General features: G+C 39.1%; 15 protein-coding genes. 9 read left to right on the top strand and 6 right to left on the bottom strand.

What is annotated here, in order from left to right; genetic code table 11:
• Window positions 1-22 precede the first annotated feature (22 nt).
• Window positions 23-2,329 (bottom strand): TOMM precursor leader peptide-binding protein, encoded by a 2,307-nt coding sequence (locus tag AsFPU1_RS16495; RefSeq protein ID WP_124973026.1) that lies wholly within the window; start codon window positions 2,327-2,329, stop codon window positions 23-25.
• A 323-nt stretch (window positions 2,330-2,652) separates the two neighbouring features.
• On the opposite strand from AsFPU1_RS16495, the gene AsFPU1_RS16490 reads away from it, so the two are divergent.
• Window positions 2,653-2,955 carry a hypothetical protein gene (locus tag AsFPU1_RS16490; RefSeq protein WP_227873432.1) on the top strand — a complete coding sequence of 101 codons (303 nt, stop codon included), beginning with the start codon at window positions 2,653-2,655 and terminating at the stop codon, window positions 2,953-2,955.
• Here the strand turns inward: AsFPU1_RS16490 and AsFPU1_RS16485 are convergent.
• Window positions 2,950-4,296: an AAA-like domain-containing protein gene (locus tag AsFPU1_RS16485; protein WP_124973024.1), complete on the bottom strand. Its 1,347-nt coding sequence runs from the start codon at window positions 4,294-4,296 to the stop codon at window positions 2,950-2,952. The two genes, AsFPU1_RS16490 and AsFPU1_RS16485, sit on opposite strands and share 6 nt — an antisense overlap.
• A 227-nt stretch (window positions 4,297-4,523) precedes the next feature.
• Here AsFPU1_RS16485 and AsFPU1_RS16480 point away from each other — a divergent pair, with 227 nt between their 5' ends.
• The 5 genes from AsFPU1_RS16480 to AsFPU1_RS16460 all read left to right on the top strand — a co-directional run bounded on the left by AsFPU1_RS16480 (window position 4,524) and on the right by AsFPU1_RS16460 (window position 7,306).
• Complete coding sequence (locus tag AsFPU1_RS16480; RefSeq protein ID WP_124973022.1) at window positions 4,524-4,754, top strand: hypothetical protein; 231 nt, start codon at window positions 4,524-4,526, stop codon at window positions 4,752-4,754.
• 150 nt (window positions 4,755-4,904) lie between these two features.
• The gene (locus AsFPU1_RS16475; protein WP_124973020.1) at window positions 4,905-5,588 is read left to right on the top strand and encodes a hypothetical protein; all 684 of its coding nucleotides are present in this window, start codon (window positions 4,905-4,907) and stop codon (window positions 5,586-5,588) included.
• A gap of 145 nt (window positions 5,589-5,733) precedes the next feature.
• Window positions 5,734-6,453 (top strand): hypothetical protein, encoded by a 720-nt coding sequence (locus AsFPU1_RS16470; RefSeq protein ID WP_124973018.1) that lies wholly within the window; start codon window positions 5,734-5,736, stop codon window positions 6,451-6,453.
• Between the two features lie 234 nt (window positions 6,454-6,687).
• Window positions 6,688-6,933 (top strand): AbrB/MazE/SpoVT family DNA-binding domain-containing protein, encoded by a 246-nt coding sequence (locus tag AsFPU1_RS16465; RefSeq protein WP_124973016.1) that lies wholly within the window; start codon window positions 6,688-6,690, stop codon window positions 6,931-6,933.
• A complete protein-coding gene (locus AsFPU1_RS16460; protein WP_124973014.1) occupies window positions 6,920-7,306 on the top strand; it encodes a type II toxin-antitoxin system VapC family toxin in 387 nt (128 codons plus the stop codon). The genes AsFPU1_RS16465 and AsFPU1_RS16460 overlap by 14 nt, the downstream gene beginning before the upstream one ends.
• A gap of 487 nt (window positions 7,307-7,793) precedes the next feature.
• Here AsFPU1_RS16460 and tnpA read toward each other — a convergent pair whose 3' ends face one another.
• On the bottom strand, window positions 7,794-8,210 hold the full coding sequence (gene tnpA, locus AsFPU1_RS16455) for an IS200/IS605 family transposase (RefSeq protein WP_124973012.1): 417 nt from the start codon (window positions 8,208-8,210) through the stop codon (window positions 7,794-7,796).
• A gap of 52 nt (window positions 8,211-8,262) precedes the next feature.
• Here tnpA and AsFPU1_RS16450 point away from each other — a divergent pair, with 52 nt between their 5' ends.
• Complete coding sequence (locus AsFPU1_RS16450; RefSeq protein WP_227873431.1) at window positions 8,263-9,381, top strand: RNA-guided endonuclease InsQ/TnpB family protein; 1,119 nt, start codon at window positions 8,263-8,265, stop codon at window positions 9,379-9,381.
• A gap of 294 nt (window positions 9,382-9,675) precedes the next feature.
• Here AsFPU1_RS16450 and AsFPU1_RS16445 read toward each other — a convergent pair whose 3' ends face one another.
• Window positions 9,676-9,948: a DUF2442 domain-containing protein gene (locus AsFPU1_RS16445; RefSeq protein WP_227873430.1), complete on the bottom strand. Its 273-nt coding sequence runs from the start codon at window positions 9,946-9,948 to the stop codon at window positions 9,676-9,678.
• Window positions 9,949-10,095: 147 nt separating this feature from the next.
• Here AsFPU1_RS16445 and AsFPU1_RS16440 point away from each other — a divergent pair, with 147 nt between their 5' ends.
• Complete coding sequence (locus AsFPU1_RS16440; protein ID WP_124973177.1) at window positions 10,096-10,323, top strand: type II toxin-antitoxin system Phd/YefM family antitoxin; 228 nt, start codon at window positions 10,096-10,098, stop codon at window positions 10,321-10,323.
• A 218-nt stretch (window positions 10,324-10,541) separates the two neighbouring features.
• Window positions 10,542-10,706, top strand: coding sequence for a type II toxin-antitoxin system VapC family toxin (locus tag AsFPU1_RS23450; RefSeq protein ID WP_368665961.1), 165 nt, complete (start codon window positions 10,542-10,544; stop codon window positions 10,704-10,706).
• 88 nt (window positions 10,707-10,794) lie between these two features.
• Here AsFPU1_RS23450 and ftsH3 read toward each other — a convergent pair whose 3' ends face one another.
• Both ftsH3 and AsFPU1_RS16425 read right to left on the bottom strand, forming a co-directional pair.
• A complete protein-coding gene (gene ftsH3, locus AsFPU1_RS16430; protein ID WP_124973010.1) occupies window positions 10,795-12,642 on the bottom strand; it encodes an ATP-dependent zinc metalloprotease FtsH3 in 1,848 nt (615 codons plus the stop codon).
• A 122-nt stretch (window positions 12,643-12,764) separates the two neighbouring features.
• Entirely contained in the window at window positions 12,765-14,336 is a 1,572-nt protein-coding gene (locus tag AsFPU1_RS16425; protein WP_124973008.1) for a bifunctional aminoglycoside phosphotransferase/ATP-binding protein, read from the bottom strand.
• Window positions 14,337-14,348: the final 12 nt, after the last annotated feature.

Genomic DNA, 14,348 nt, shown 5'->3' with positions numbered 1-14,348 from the left:
ATTAAAGATCCAATAATTTGATTTACATCCACATCGCGAAAGGATTGAGTTGATTTTCCGTTAAAGACTCGGACAACCATCCCATTGTTTTTGGTACATCATACAATCGCCCCGACCCTAAACGTTTCCATAAATGTCGCATTCCTGGCACGATAACTTTTGCTACCCTTAAACCGATGTCTGGACGAGTTTGATCTAATACTAGCATTTCCATCTTTTTCTCCTCGACAATTTTTTGACAAAGTTTTACGTCATCTAAAAGATCATTACTGAAAAATTGGGCATAATCTGTATAGTTTTTGGCTTTTAGATGGGAGTTAGGCATTAAATAGAAATGTTCGCTTAATTTTGCTTCTTTCCACCAAGTAAGGGCTAAAGGATCAACATATTGGGGATAATTTGTTGTTCCGTCGGGGTTAGCAGCTAAAACACTGGGCAGAATTTGATTAAGTTCCGTTAAAGCGCGACTGAGGGCAATATTGACATCAAAATGTGTACCGTAGCCTAAGATAATATCCTCTACAGAGTTATCTTTTTTTGCAGAAATAGCAGCAAAACTAGGAATATTTAGATCGGTGGTTATATCTAATACCCACAATTCTCTACCCAATTTTTGATAATATTCTCTCAAATTTTGAACATAGGCATCGTCAAAACTATCTAGATTAACTTGGGGTTTAGATAGACGATTATACCACCATAAAGCCACACTATCCCGCTCTACTAATTCCATAAATCCTTGTAGGATTGCTTCTTCAATAGTATTTCCTGCAGCACAACCGTTAGAGTCTGCCCAACAATCTAAATAATTCCCTTGAGGATAGCCATAATAACAATAAGAGGTGGGTAAATATTTGAAATCTCCTGCGGTTAACGACCAAACAGGTGTCCAGTCAATTTCTCGCTCTTGATCAAAGGGTTCAGGTACTTTTTGAAACCAACCATGACAGTTAGTATTCCATTCTATTCTGCTGTCATATTGTTGTTGACTAAAATTCATACAATGATTAGGATCAATTGCGCGATCGCCCATTTTTTCATAACTATTTTTTATCCTGATTTCGTTTCCTTGAAATACACCAGAATAACGTTCAATCGCTTCACAAAAACCACTAGCTTTTGCCTGAATATCAGTTCTTCCTTTACCTGAACTTCTCCCTCCCAAATTTTTACGCAGATTCTCTAAATCATCAAAAACGGTAACAAAATGATGCTTGGCAATGTAAGTATGATTTAATGGATTTAACCTAATTTTAGTTAATTCTCGAACTACACCTGTTATGGGACTAATGAGATGTTGATATTTCCTAAGAGTTTCTTGAGGGGAACAAGTGCGATGACCGCCATCGGTAGTAAAGGTTTTCGGACGATGACCTAATACTACTGGTAAAGGTCTTTGCCTTAACTCATAGCTTATTTGTCCACAACTGGGACATTGGGGACGTTTAATAACAAAGTGTTCTTGACTTTGGAAAGTTAAAGTATCATAGGTCATTAAAGTCTGATTTAATCTGCTATTTTTTCCCTGAATAATCCATTTAAAAACTTCCGTTGCCACCATTCCTAAAGCAGTTTGTAGGCTAGAAGGTAGAATATTTTGCGGGGAAATAGGAGCAAATAAATCTTGATTCTGTCTTTGAATAAAACTAGCCATTGGCCGATTATCTTGCAAACGATGGGCTAAACATTGCCAACAGGCGGTTTCGTGAGCCTTAAAAAACGGCCCCATCCAGAAAATTGTACCTACAGGTTTTACTAATAGCCAAGAGGTTTGAGATTGTATGGTTTGTTGATTAAATTCTTTTAAGTTGGGGTTAAGATAATCATCTATCAAAACGATGATTAAATCGGGAGAATCGGTTTCCTTAACTAATTGAATGTTTAGGGATTTTAAATTATTAATTAATTGTTCTTGTCCTGAGCAATTAAAAGATTTTATTGCAATTTTTGTAGTGTTTAATCTGTCATTGGCAAGTTTGGGTTGAATATTCAGATGTTCACAAAAAATGAGTAAATTGTCTGGTAAAATATCCTCATTCTCGACAATATAACCTTCTCTTTCTAGTTGAAATAAGGCCGCTTGAATTTTAAGACTAATATTTAAAACTTCTTGAAACAAGGTTGCACTATCTTGAATCGTGGGTAGTAGTTGCCATTGAATTTTGTCAATAATTTCATCCGTAGTGCGATCGCCGTCCACCAAAGAAGCAACCAGATATAAAAAGCGATCGCTCAAACAAACCGAGCCTCTTTCCGATAATAGCAACACTTGATCGGGTGCGATGGTTGAAACAGAATAACAGGATTTAAAATGGGGTCTAGAGAGCATAATTTTGATGGTTTAGAAAAAACTGGCGATATAACTCACAGCTGGCAACAAAATTTGATTCTAACTGTCACCTGATATTCTCGGTTGGGTAGTGCGATCGCCGCTTTTGTAGGGTACGTTAATATAACGTGCCTTTTGATCTTTATCGCCGCTCTTGTAGAGTACGTTAATATAACGTACCTTTTAATCGCGTTTTCCTATTTTACACTGATTGGCGATCGCTTTTTGAGGTGTTTATAACGGCGATCGCTGATCTTGTGCTAAAAATTGAGAGAAAGTTGCGTTAAAATTGAATATTAATATCTAATTTGTGAGTAGCATATATGGTAAATTCCTCCAAGCGATCAACCACCTCTCTCAAACTGCTCATCTCTGAAATAGAAGCCACCCCCAGAGAGTATTGGACAGAACTACTAGAAACTCTGCGTCAATTTCGGCAGACAATTCCATTAAAAAACTCACCCATTATCAACACAGAACAAGCTCAAAAAAATCAAGCTGCGATCGATCTTTTAGACTCCTGGTTGAGTGAAGATGAAGATGCTTCAGAACATCAACAAACTTGGGACTATTTAAAAAAGGCTATGGATGAGGATCGTTTATCAGATCGTCCTCTATTCTCATGAACCGCTTAATTTTATTAGATTCTGGGCCATTAGGTATATTGAATAATTTTGATGATTTAGGAAAAACCGACGATATAAGTCACAACTGGCAACAAAATTTGATTCTAACTGTTTAATTAATCCTAGACTGGTTAGTTTATGTGCCAACATCGGTTCTAAGGAAACTTGCTCAATACCCGGCAGAACTGAGTGGAGAGCCATTAATAATTCGGGGCTTTCCTTCAAGTTTAACCAATGTCGGTGTAAATGATGAGTATAAATGCCAACATTTGTAGCCGCCGTTTCTAACAGATGCTCTAGGGTTATTTCTCCACGACTCAGGTGATAGAGAGCAATTTGTACTAATAAGGGATGGCCATCCACCATATCCATCAGTTTTTGACAATGTTCTCCCTTTTCCCAGTCCAGTCCGTAGTATTGAGCCAATTTTTTAACTTCTTCTTGAGAAAAGTGACTTAACTGAATCGGTAATCCGACGTTAAAGGGGGATTGGTTAAGTTGGAGCGGGACGTAGATTTCTGTGGAGTGAACGATAACCAGACGGAGTTTTTGCCAGAGGAGTGAGGTTTTGCCCTCTTCGTACCAGGAGCGCAGTAGGGGTAAAAAGTCTTTAGCTAGGGCGGAATGTTCAAAAATTTGTTGAGCTTCGTCTAGGGCTAAAACGAGGGGATTTTGGACGGTTTTTAGTAAATAGTCTTCAAAATAGGAGGTACAGCTTATTTTACTGCCTAAGTCTTCATCCCAATATTCGTCTAAGCAGGGTTTAAGGTGCAGTTGTCGAGCAATGTTGGCACAGAACCAGCGTAAAAACCGATTGAGGTCGTTCAAGATGGCTTGATCAACTTGGTCAAGGTTGAGGTGGACGGTCGGGTAGTTCTGGGTTTTGGCAAATTCTAACATTCTCAGTAATAGTGAGGTTTTGCCCATTTCCCTCGGTGCTTTGATGCGGAGTAATGTTCCTGGTTTGCTTATTTCTTGTTTGATCTGCCCTTCGACGGGTTGGCGTTCAAGATAAAAGGGGGAACCGAGGGGGACTGCGCCACTAGGGTAGGGTGATGAATGGTCGAGTTCTATGTCAAAATTTGCGAGGCTTTGGGGTTTTGTGGGGGTTTGGCTTTCAAAGTCGAGGTTGGCGATTTCCTTCCATTCGAGGCCCAGTTGCCGACTGAGTTCTTCAAAATTTGTGTAGTCAACAGGTTTGCCCGTGAGGAAGTTACTGACGGTAGCGAGAGCTAATCCAACTTCTTCGGCCAGGGCGCGTTGGCTGGGGAAGCCGTTTCGTTGGAGGGCTAGTTTGACACGGGCTAGTTGGGTTTGTTGAACTCTCAGCGATCGAGGCATGGAAAGCGCGGGTTGAAGTTTAATCTTATTTTAAGGCAAAAGTCGGAACAAAGATAGATGTAAGTCAGAAATAAGTCAGGTTTTCTCAGGTTTGAAGTCAGGTAATGGTGGGGTTTTATGGATAGTGTCAGGTTTAAATACATCGAGAAAGGTGATTGAACAAATCACTTTTTACCCAAAAGACCAGACACTTTGCCTTAAAACATCTCGTTAACTGGAGAACTCTCATGGCCACCATTACATTAGTTGAAAACGCAGACCATAAAGCTACTGAGATTCATTTAATGACAGCACAACCGATGAATGTCAACCTAACAGGTTTGGCGGGTGGTGCAATTCAATTTACTTGCACTAATCCGTTAGCAACTATACAAGGTGCAAGAACAGTTGATATCACCTATGATGCTTCTGTTCCACAACAACATCAAACCATTCAAGTTAGTTCGGTAATAGCATGACCATCCCATGGTCGGGGCTTAATCGTGCCGTGCGACTGGAGAGAACAAGGTAAGCCTTCTTTTCTCTATCGTGTCCCGGCATTGACTGCTCTCCTGAATGCGAATCCTATCAACCTATCAACCTATCAACCTATCACCACTAATAAAATCATGACTTACACTGTTAGTATTGCGCTTGATAACGAAACCCTTACGGCCTTGAACAATGGCACATGGCAGATGCAAGTATACAAAGGATGCAAGAGTCCTAACGCATCAGCAGCATTGCCAACAGTTTGGTATACTGTGCCTAAGACCAAATTTTCCAATGAGATTAAGACATCATGGCATACCCCCTATGGGGGATACTTCAGTAACACTTCAGTAACAGCAGGTACAACGGTAAATACATCTACTAATCAACCCATGAGTCCAGGAGATGTTATTACTCTGAATGCTAATGGCTCAGCATCGGTCTCTACGTCAGGCGGAGTTTCTGGGGCTTTTTCCTTCTTGTCTCAAAAAACAGAAACCTGGACTTGTGGTCTGCTCGTAACGCCCAAAGGAGGAGAAGCCTCTCCAATTTGTGCCTTTCCGCAGTATGGTGCGGCAGGAAATCTTATTCAACCCTACGAAAAAGTGCTTATTCTTTTTACACAGGCTCAGTTAAACATTGGGGCAGTTGTACAAACATCACTTACAAAATCGGTCTCATGCGTTCTATCTACTTCGCAACCAAAAATTAGTGTTGCTTTCAACATAAATTCGGGATGGAATACGATGGGAAACCCACAAGCCAAGCAAAATCCCATCCAATTTGACCTTGCTGCTGATCTTATTATTCCACTTGCTTAAGTTATAGCTCTGTAACTAATTTAACCAAATGTCGGGCAGAATTCCCTATCCTTCTATAAGGTAGGGATGAATGCCCGACCAAAAAATAAACCCGCGTAGGCATTGAAATGAATGTCCCCACGCCAGCTAAAAAAGCTATTGAATCATGGAATATCGTATTACAGTGGAGTTCGATTCTGCAACAGTTTCGATCCTAAATGAAAATAAGTATAGATTGATTTACTTTATATCATCTTCTTCAATCAATTCTTGTAGCGCAATTCCTCTCTGCTATGGTGTTGTAGATAGATTTCTAACTTCCCTTGAGATCACATTTAAAGACAACTTATTTGCCTATGTGAGTAGTTCACCTTTAGTTGATCAACAAGAAATATATATCTCCCAGACCCCGACTAAACCTTTATCTGCTGACATAGTAACAACAGCAATAAGCAGTTCTTGTCCTATTAGTTTGGGGCAAACGCTTAACTTGAATTCAGATCTTACAGTTAATATAACGACAAATTTAAAACAAAATATAGGGATACAAAGTGAGACCACTGATCAATTCACATCGGGCATAGGAATTATCGATAATTCTAATCCATATTACCGAGGAATTAACGCGCAATTACTTTATAAAACATTACCATTGCAACTCACTCCAGGCAGCAAAATCTTATTAGCAATTATGCCAAACAATAGCATTAAGATAAATATGGCAGTTACTACCCTTAACTCGGCTTGCATTGTTATTGATTTGTCAGAGAACCCGACACCCTCACCGAATGTTACTTATTCACTGCAACAAGGATGGACATTTAATGATCCAAGAGTCACCCAATACAGGCAGAATACGGAGCTTAGAGCCATATTGATAACCTGAGTTCGATGGGGAGCTTGTCACTTTTGCAGTAGGAGAGTGTAGGGTGCGTTAATGCAATGTAACGCACCTTCTAAACTATAATTACACATTGCTTTTCTATGTCTTGAACTAAATTGTGATCGCATTTTTCTTAACCAGATAAGCGATCGCTTTTGTATTCAACCATTCAAATGGGAAAAGCTAAGGAACATTTCTTATAATCAAGTAAAGAGTATAAGGTAAGAGGTTCAAGCAATGGCGAGTGCAATAATTACCCCTAAAGGACAAGTGACCATTCCCCAAGAAATTATCGAGCATCTTAAACTAGATACTGGAACTAAAGTGGATTTTGTGATTCTCGAAAATGGAGAAGTCAAAATCATACCGCTTAATACACCTGTTAAGACTTTATCAGGAATATTAGAGCGTCAGGAAAAAAAAGCGATCACACTAGAAGATATGGAAAAAGCTATCAGCAAGGGAGCAAATGATTGGACTTGACACAAATATTCTCATCCGTTATCTTACCAAAGATGATGAACAACAATGGCAACAAGCAAAGCAATTGATTGAAAGTGGACAACAGTGCTTTGTTGCTAATATTGTTCTGTGTGAAATCGTTTGGGTTTTAAAAGGAGAAACTTATAGGTATAGCAAACAGGAGATAGTTAACACATTAGAAGCTATGCTTACTTGTGGAATCTTTGAATTTGAGAATCGTTCAGCATTTTATATGGCTTTACAACGGACGAAACAAGGAAAAGCAGATTTTTCCGATTATCTCATTGGTGCGCTGTCTCTACAAGCAGGTGCAGTTCATACAGTTACTTTTGACTGTAAACTCAACAATGAGAACGGATTCCATTGTTTATGATTACTTCAACAAAGGACTTCCTTTTGCTTGTCAACAATGGCTAAAAATGCTTCTAAAAAGAGCTTATCCATTCCCTTAAAATAGGGCAATAAGTAACTGGACAAAAATAAACGTTACGGTGAAGTGAGCAGGGGAGCGCCGGAGCGCCGGAGCGCCGGAGAGGGGTTACAACCTAGTTACATTTCTTAACATAGTATTGTTTATTTATGTCCGACTACTTAGATTGTAGGTTGGGTTTCGTGCCTCAACCCAACAAAACCGAATTCTAATACACCAAATTAGATGAAACAGTCCAGTAGGGTGCGTTAATCCAATGTAACGCACCTTCTAAACTATAATTACAGTGCGATCGCTTTTGTGTGTCTTCAACTAATTTGCGATCGCTTTTCTCTATCTAAAATGCAAAAAGAGGACTCCCGCTACACCGCCTAAGCGGTTAGCGGTGAGATGAATTTTTGCCAACAAATAAACCGACCGTAGGGAGTCCTTATTTCTTAGGGGAATTTTGGTTTTCAACATAATTTTTAAGTTGTTCAACAGTTACGCCACCACAACTTGCCACAAAATAAGAGCCTGTCCAAAAATAAGGTTTTCCATAAAAGTATTTCTTAGACAAGTCAGGGTTTTCTTTTCGTATCAACCTACTACTAACAGTTTTTAAATTACCGATTAAAGTAGATAAAGGTTTATCGGGTTTGTAGTCAATGAGCAAATGAACATGGTCGGACTCGCCATTAAATTCTAGTAATTCACAATCCCATTTATTTAAAGTGTCTTTAAAGATTTCTTGAAGTCTAGACAGTATAGGTTCACTGATAGCCTGTTTTCTGTATTTAACGACAAAAACAATATGAGCGTTAAGTCTGTAGACCGATCTAAATCCATGATTGTAAGCGTTTGACATATTAAAGCGTTAAGTGTTACACTGGCTAATGTAACACAACAGGTCGAAAGCCGTGTTAAATGTCTTAAAAGTCAGAATTTATCCAAATCAGCCACAAGAAATTGCCTTAAATCGAAATTTAGGCTGTGCAAGATTTGTGTATAATTTTTACTTAAATAAGACTAACAATCAGTATCAAGAAACTGGGATTGGGATGACTTATTGCCAAATGGCAAAAGACCTAACTCAGCTAAAAAAGCTCCCTGATTTTGAATGGTTGCAAGAATCAACGGCTGCCACCTTACAACAGGCACTCAAAAACTTAGAAGCTGCTTTTAAAAATTTCTTTTCTAAAAGGGCTAAATTTCCTAAGTTTAAGAGTAAATATAAACAACAATCAATCCGTTACCCTGAAGGTTGTTCTCTTAATAACAACGGTTTAAAGCTCCCAAAACTGGGGATTGTTAAAGCTAAACTTTCAAAAGAGATTTTAGGAAAGATTAAGTCAGTGACAGTTTCAAAAACAAGTACAGGTAAATATTTTGCCTCTATTTTATTTGAATCTGACGATTTAATCATCAATAAAACCTCTAAAGTCTCAGGAATTGATTTAGGCTTATCTAGCCTAGTGACAGTCTTTGATGGTGAAACAACTTATAAGGTTGACCCAATTAAACCAACTAGAAAATATGCCAAACGATTAAAAAGGAGACAACAGAAATTATCTCGTAGAACCAAGGGTTCTAACAACCGTAGAAAAGCGATTAAAGAAGTCGCTCTTGTTCACGAAAAAATTACTAATACTAGACAAGATTTTCTCCACAAACTCTCAAGAAAGCTCGTTGACGAAAACCAAGTCATTGTAGCAGAAAACCTTTGTATAAAAGGATTAGCGCGTACCAAATTAGCTAAATCAATACTTGATGCTGGATTTGGTATGTTACTAAACTTCTTAAGCTACAAGCTAGAAAGAGAGGGGGGGAAACTTGTTCAAGTTGACAGATTTTATCCAAGTACAAAAACCTGTTCTTGCTGCGGATTCAAAAATAATTTGATAAATTTAAGCATCAGAGATTGGGTTTGTCCTAATTGTCAAACTCACCATGACCGAGACGAAAACGCAGCTAAAAATATCAGAGCAGAAGGATTAAGAATACTGTCAATAAATACCGCCGGACAGACGGAATTTTAAGCCTGTGGAGAGTGAATAAGACTCGCTGGTACTTGTATTAGAAAGCATCGCTCGTTGAATCAGGAATCTCCCGCTACACCGCCCAAGCGGTTAGCGGCGAGAGTGTCAAGTTGAGTTAAACTGCGATCGCTTTTTTGAATCTTGAATTAAATTGCGATCGCCTTATATTCTCGGTTGAGTAGTCCGATCGCCGCTTTTGTAGGGTACGTTAATATAACGTGCCTTTTGATCTTTATTGACTTATTATCTGCGTTACACTTCGCAAACTTATCCTACGGTTTCTGTCAAAACGGATTAGCAAGGAGGTAACTGGAAATGACCCGCAATAATCCCAGGAACAGTAATATCCTCATCTAATTCTTCCCACCTTAGAGCATAACCGTTTACCTCAACCTTAACCGCCGCCAATTGCTCATTTGTAGCTTGTTTCAAGATGCGGAAGCGATCGCCAGGAAAACCGATAATACGTCCATCACTGAGTTCAACATATATCATTCGTTTGTCTGCCCAGGCTCGAATGGCGACAGGTTCAATAGTCATCATGGGATTAACGGTTGTGGAAATCACGATAAGCACTCCTTAAAAGAACTTGATTTTGATAAACTAACCCGATCAGTCATCAGGAGAGCTTATCCATTCCCTGCTCCCATTCACTTAGAATTGAGACGTTACCAGCCCAGAAATTCTTTTCATCCTCGCGCTTGCAGTAAAATAATGATCATCTCTCTCGAAGAAGCACAAGCCAAACTACCCGAACTGATTTACAATCTCAAACCAGGGGAAGAATTGTTAATTACCGACAATAATCGCCCACTTGCCAAATTGATCGGGCAAACACCCACACCATCCCAACGTCCAGGCCCTGGCCTGTGTAAAGGAATGATCACCATCGTAGCTGATGATGAAGAACACTTGCAAGACTTTGCGGAGTATCTGCCTTGAAATACATAATCGATACTCATACTCTGCTTTGGTACACACTCAACGAATCCCAACTCAGTGGCACCGCCCACCAGCTAATTATTAACCAAAATAACAAAATATTAATCAGTCCAGCATCCTATTGGGAAATTGCCATCAAAATCAGTATTAGTAAATTGGTTCTATGCCGACCTTACAAAGATTTTATAGCAGTATGCCTGAACCAACATTAATTTAATATCCTTGCCATCACACCAGAACACACGGATGCGATAACAACCCTTCCTTTTTATCATAAAGACCCTTTCGACCGCCTACTGGTTGCTCAAGCAATTGTTGAAAAAATTCCTATTATTAGTGTAGATACTGCCTTGGATCAGTATGGCATTCAACGTCTTTGGTAGTGCGATCGCCGTTGTGAACAAACATTTTTTTATTTATAACTAACTACTTAGTAGAGGCGCAGTTATCACACCCCTACTAAGATAATCTTTAGGCTAGAGCAGCCATTTTAACATCATTGCGGGTCAAAATTTCTTGTAACTCTTCCGCATCGACAGTCTCTTTTTCTACCAACATTTCTGCTACTTGATCTAAGATCTGACGATTATTGACTAATACATCTTTAGCCCGTTGGTAGGCATGATCTACTAATTTACGCACTTCTTCGTCAATGGCGGAAGCAGTTTGATTAGAAAAATCTCGATCTGAGGCAATGTCCCGACCTAAGAAGACTCCGCCGTTTTGCCGTCCTAAGGCAACAGGTCCTAAGCGATCGCTCATACCAAAACGAGTTATCATCTGACGGGCCACTCGTGCTACCTGTTGTAAGTCATTAGAGGCCCCTGTGGTCACTTCTTCTTCTCCAAAGATGATTTCTTCGGCAACCCGACCGCCTAAAGCCACAGCCATTTGATTTTGCAGGTAAGCGCGAGAATATAACCCTGACTCCATACGATCTTCACTGGGAGTAAACCAGGTTAAGCCACCGGCCCGGCCACGGGGAATAATACTGATTTTTTGTACTGGATCATAATCAGGCATTAAGGCCCCAACTAAGGCATGACCAGCCTCATGATAAGCAACTAAGGTTTTACGCTTCTCACTCATTACCCGGTTTTTCTTCTCTGGCCCGGCTAAAACGCGATCGATAGCATCATTAATTTCATCCATAGAAATTTCGGTCAGGTTACGACGGGCTGCCAGAATAGCGGCTTCGTTTAATAGGTTGGACAGATCAGCCCCAGTAAACCCAGGAGTCCGACGGGCAATTTTATCAAGATCCACATCTTGGGATAAGGTTTTGCCACGGGCATGAACTTTCAGTATTTCTTGACGACCCGCATAGTCGGGACGATCAACCACTACTTGACGATCAAAACGACCCGGACGTAATAAGGCAGCATCGAGGACATCGGGACGGTTTGTGGCAGCAATGAGAATAATGCCTGTATTTCCCTCAAATCCGTCCATTTCTGTCAGTAATTGGTTCAGAGTTTGTTCCCGTTCGTCGTTACCTCCTCCTAAACCAGCACCCCGTTGACGACCAACTGCATCTATTTCATCGATGAAGACGATACAAGGGGCGTTCGCTTTAGCTTGTTCAAAGAGATCTCGCACACGAGATGCACCAACACCGACGAACATTTCCACAAATTCTGATCCAGAAATAGAGAAGAAAGGCACTCCTGCTTCTCCAGCTACTGCACGGGCCAATAGGGTTTTACCTGTTCCTGGAGGCCCAACTAATAAGACTCCTTTGGGAATTTTGGCACCAATAGCTGTAAAACGATCGGCATTTTTCAGGAAGTCTACTACTTCGGTTAATTCTAATTTGGCTTGTTCAATACCTGCTACATCCCCAAAGGTGACTTGAGTTTGTGGTTCCATTTGTACCCGCGCTTTAGACTTGCCAAAGTTCATCGCTTGAGAACCGGGGCCACTTTGGGCCCGTCTTAATAAGAAAAACAGTCCTACCAGCAATAAAATGGGCAAGAATAAACTACTAGCAACTCGGAACCAGATACTTTCATCACCTTGGGGTTGAACCGCAATATCTACACCGTTTTTAGTCAAAATATTGATTAAATCAGGATCATCGGGTAAGTCAACCAGCAGAGGGGCCCCTCCATTGGGGTTTGGTACTCTGGCTTGAGTTTTGTCTGCATTTAGGGTAACTCGGTTAACTTGTCTATTTTCTATTTTGTTAATGAAGTCACTATAAGCTAGATTTTCTCGGCTTTGAGGCTGTCTATCGAGTAGGGACGATGCTAACGCAATAACCACTATTAATAATAGGGCGTATAAGCCAGCATTTCGCCATTTTTTATTATTTTTCACGCTATGGGTCTCCTAATGTTTGAAGATATCGCTCAGGTTATATTTGGATGGATACCAAGATCAAGGATTTATCAGTGTTGATAACCCTTAAAAAAATACTTGTTAACTTATGTTAACCTTTCTCAGGAACAATTGACCAATTTAAACAATTCTGAGTTCAGCCAAGCATCTACGGATGTTTGCCAGTTTTCTGTAGTATCAAAAGACTGTAAAAACTTTTGTTCAGTTTCATTAAAAGGTTCATGGACAGCTTGTTGTTGTTGTAGTAAGTTGGGGGTAGCATCAGAAATGTCCCCTGTGCGTTGAGATAGGCGATCGAATAACACAGAAATTGGAGCTTGACAATAGATAATATGAAGGGGAATTTGTTGTTCTTGAGCTAAATTAATGATAGTTTCTCGCCATTGATGGCGATCAAATTTAGCATCTAATATTACTGGAAACCCCTGTTGAGCAACCATTAGTCCTAAGTCTAATAAGCGATGATAGGTTTTTTGGTTCATCGATGGAGTATACAGTTCATCTGCTCCTGTTTCTTTTAAGGAAATATTTCCTAAATGCTTTCGCACTGCATCGGAGCGAATATGAATGGCGTTGATTTGTCGGGCTATATATTGGGCAATGGTGCTTTTTCCTGATCCTGACATTCCTGACATTAATATTATACAAGATTGTCGTTTTTTTGTATATTTTGCTGCTAAATCATAATAGTTTTTAGCTATTGTCAATGCTTGTTGTTTTTCTTGTTCACAAATCTGAGGATCATTAAGTAACATTGAGTTGACTTTTGCTCTTACATAAGCTTGACGACATAGGTATAAAGGTAATACTTGTAATGCTTCCCAGTCTCCGGTTTCTTGGAGATAAGTATTTAAGAAAATATTGCTTAAGTCTTGTCTTCTTTTTGCGTCTAAATCCATAATGGTAAAAGCTACATCATAGATGACATCTACAAAGCGAAATTCTTCATTAAATTCAATTCGATCAAATAGTTGAATTTTATTGTTCCATAAACAAATATTTTTTAAGTGTAAGTCTCCATGACATTCTCTAATTTTATCTTGTTGTTGACGATTTTTAAATATGTCTGGTTTGTCGGATAAAAATCTATCTGTAAATTCTTTTGTTTTTTGATACTGCTGTTGAGTTTGAGCTATTCCTATGTAGGGTTTGGTGCAGTGATAATTATCTTCAATTGATTTTTTAAGCATAGGAATCTCTCCAAAACTGGATATATAAGAATTTGTTTTAGTTGTTTTATGAAAGTGAGCCACAATTTTTCCTAAGTCTTCTAGATGTTTAGATGTCAGTTTTCCTTGATTAAATAAATTAATGAATAAACAATCTTGAGGAAATTGTCGCATTTTTAAAATGTAATCAATAATTTCTCCTTCTCCTGATAAGTTTATATAATTATTAGATAGAGTAATAGGTAAAACCTCTAAATAAAGATCTGGTGCTATTTCTCTATTCATTAATAGTTCTTGCGTTAAAAAATATTCTCTTTTTTCGAGAGTAGAGTAATCTAAAAAGCCAAAATTAACAGATTTTTTGATTTTATAAGCGTAATCTCCTGTTAAAAATACAGCAGAAGCATGAGTTTGAATAACTTCAATAGGAATTTGTACGGAATGAGGATAAACTTGTGGTTGTTTTAGTTGTTCTATTAGGGTCGATAAATTAAACTGATTCATGACTTTTGCTCC

It is taken from the genome of Aphanothece sacrum FPU1 (assembly GCF_003864295.1).
Taxonomy (GTDB): Bacteria; Cyanobacteriota; Cyanobacteriia; order Cyanobacteriales; family Microcystaceae; genus Aphanothece_B; species Aphanothece_B sacrum.
This window is presented reverse-complemented; position numbering and strand designations above follow the sequence as displayed.

Coding starts and splice junctions, on each gene's coding strand:
- AsFPU1_RS16495 (WP_124973026.1), bottom strand. CDS start 2,329: ATGCTCTCTAGACCCCATTTTAAATCCTGTTATTCTGTTTCAACCATC.
- AsFPU1_RS16490 (WP_227873432.1), top strand. CDS start 2,653: ATGGTAAATTCCTCCAAGCGATCAACCACCTCTCTCAAACTGCTCATC.
- AsFPU1_RS16485 (WP_124973024.1), bottom strand. CDS start 4,296: ATGCCTCGATCGCTGAGAGTTCAACAAACCCAACTAGCCCGTGTCAAA.
- AsFPU1_RS16480 (WP_124973022.1), top strand. CDS start 4,524: ATGGCCACCATTACATTAGTTGAAAACGCAGACCATAAAGCTACTGAG.
- AsFPU1_RS16475 (WP_124973020.1), top strand. CDS start 4,905: ATGACTTACACTGTTAGTATTGCGCTTGATAACGAAACCCTTACGGCC.
- AsFPU1_RS16470 (WP_124973018.1), top strand. CDS start 5,734: ATGGAATATCGTATTACAGTGGAGTTCGATTCTGCAACAGTTTCGATC.
- AsFPU1_RS16465 (WP_124973016.1), top strand. CDS start 6,688: ATGGCGAGTGCAATAATTACCCCTAAAGGACAAGTGACCATTCCCCAA.
- AsFPU1_RS16460 (WP_124973014.1), top strand. CDS start 6,920: ATGATTGGACTTGACACAAATATTCTCATCCGTTATCTTACCAAAGAT.
- tnpA (WP_124973012.1), bottom strand. CDS start 8,210: ATGTCAAACGCTTACAATCATGGATTTAGATCGGTCTACAGACTTAAC.
- AsFPU1_RS16440 (WP_124973177.1), top strand. CDS start 10,096: ATGATCATCTCTCTCGAAGAAGCACAAGCCAAACTACCCGAACTGATT.
- AsFPU1_RS16425 (WP_124973008.1), bottom strand. CDS start 14,336: ATGAATCAGTTTAATTTATCGACCCTAATAGAACAACTAAAACAACCA.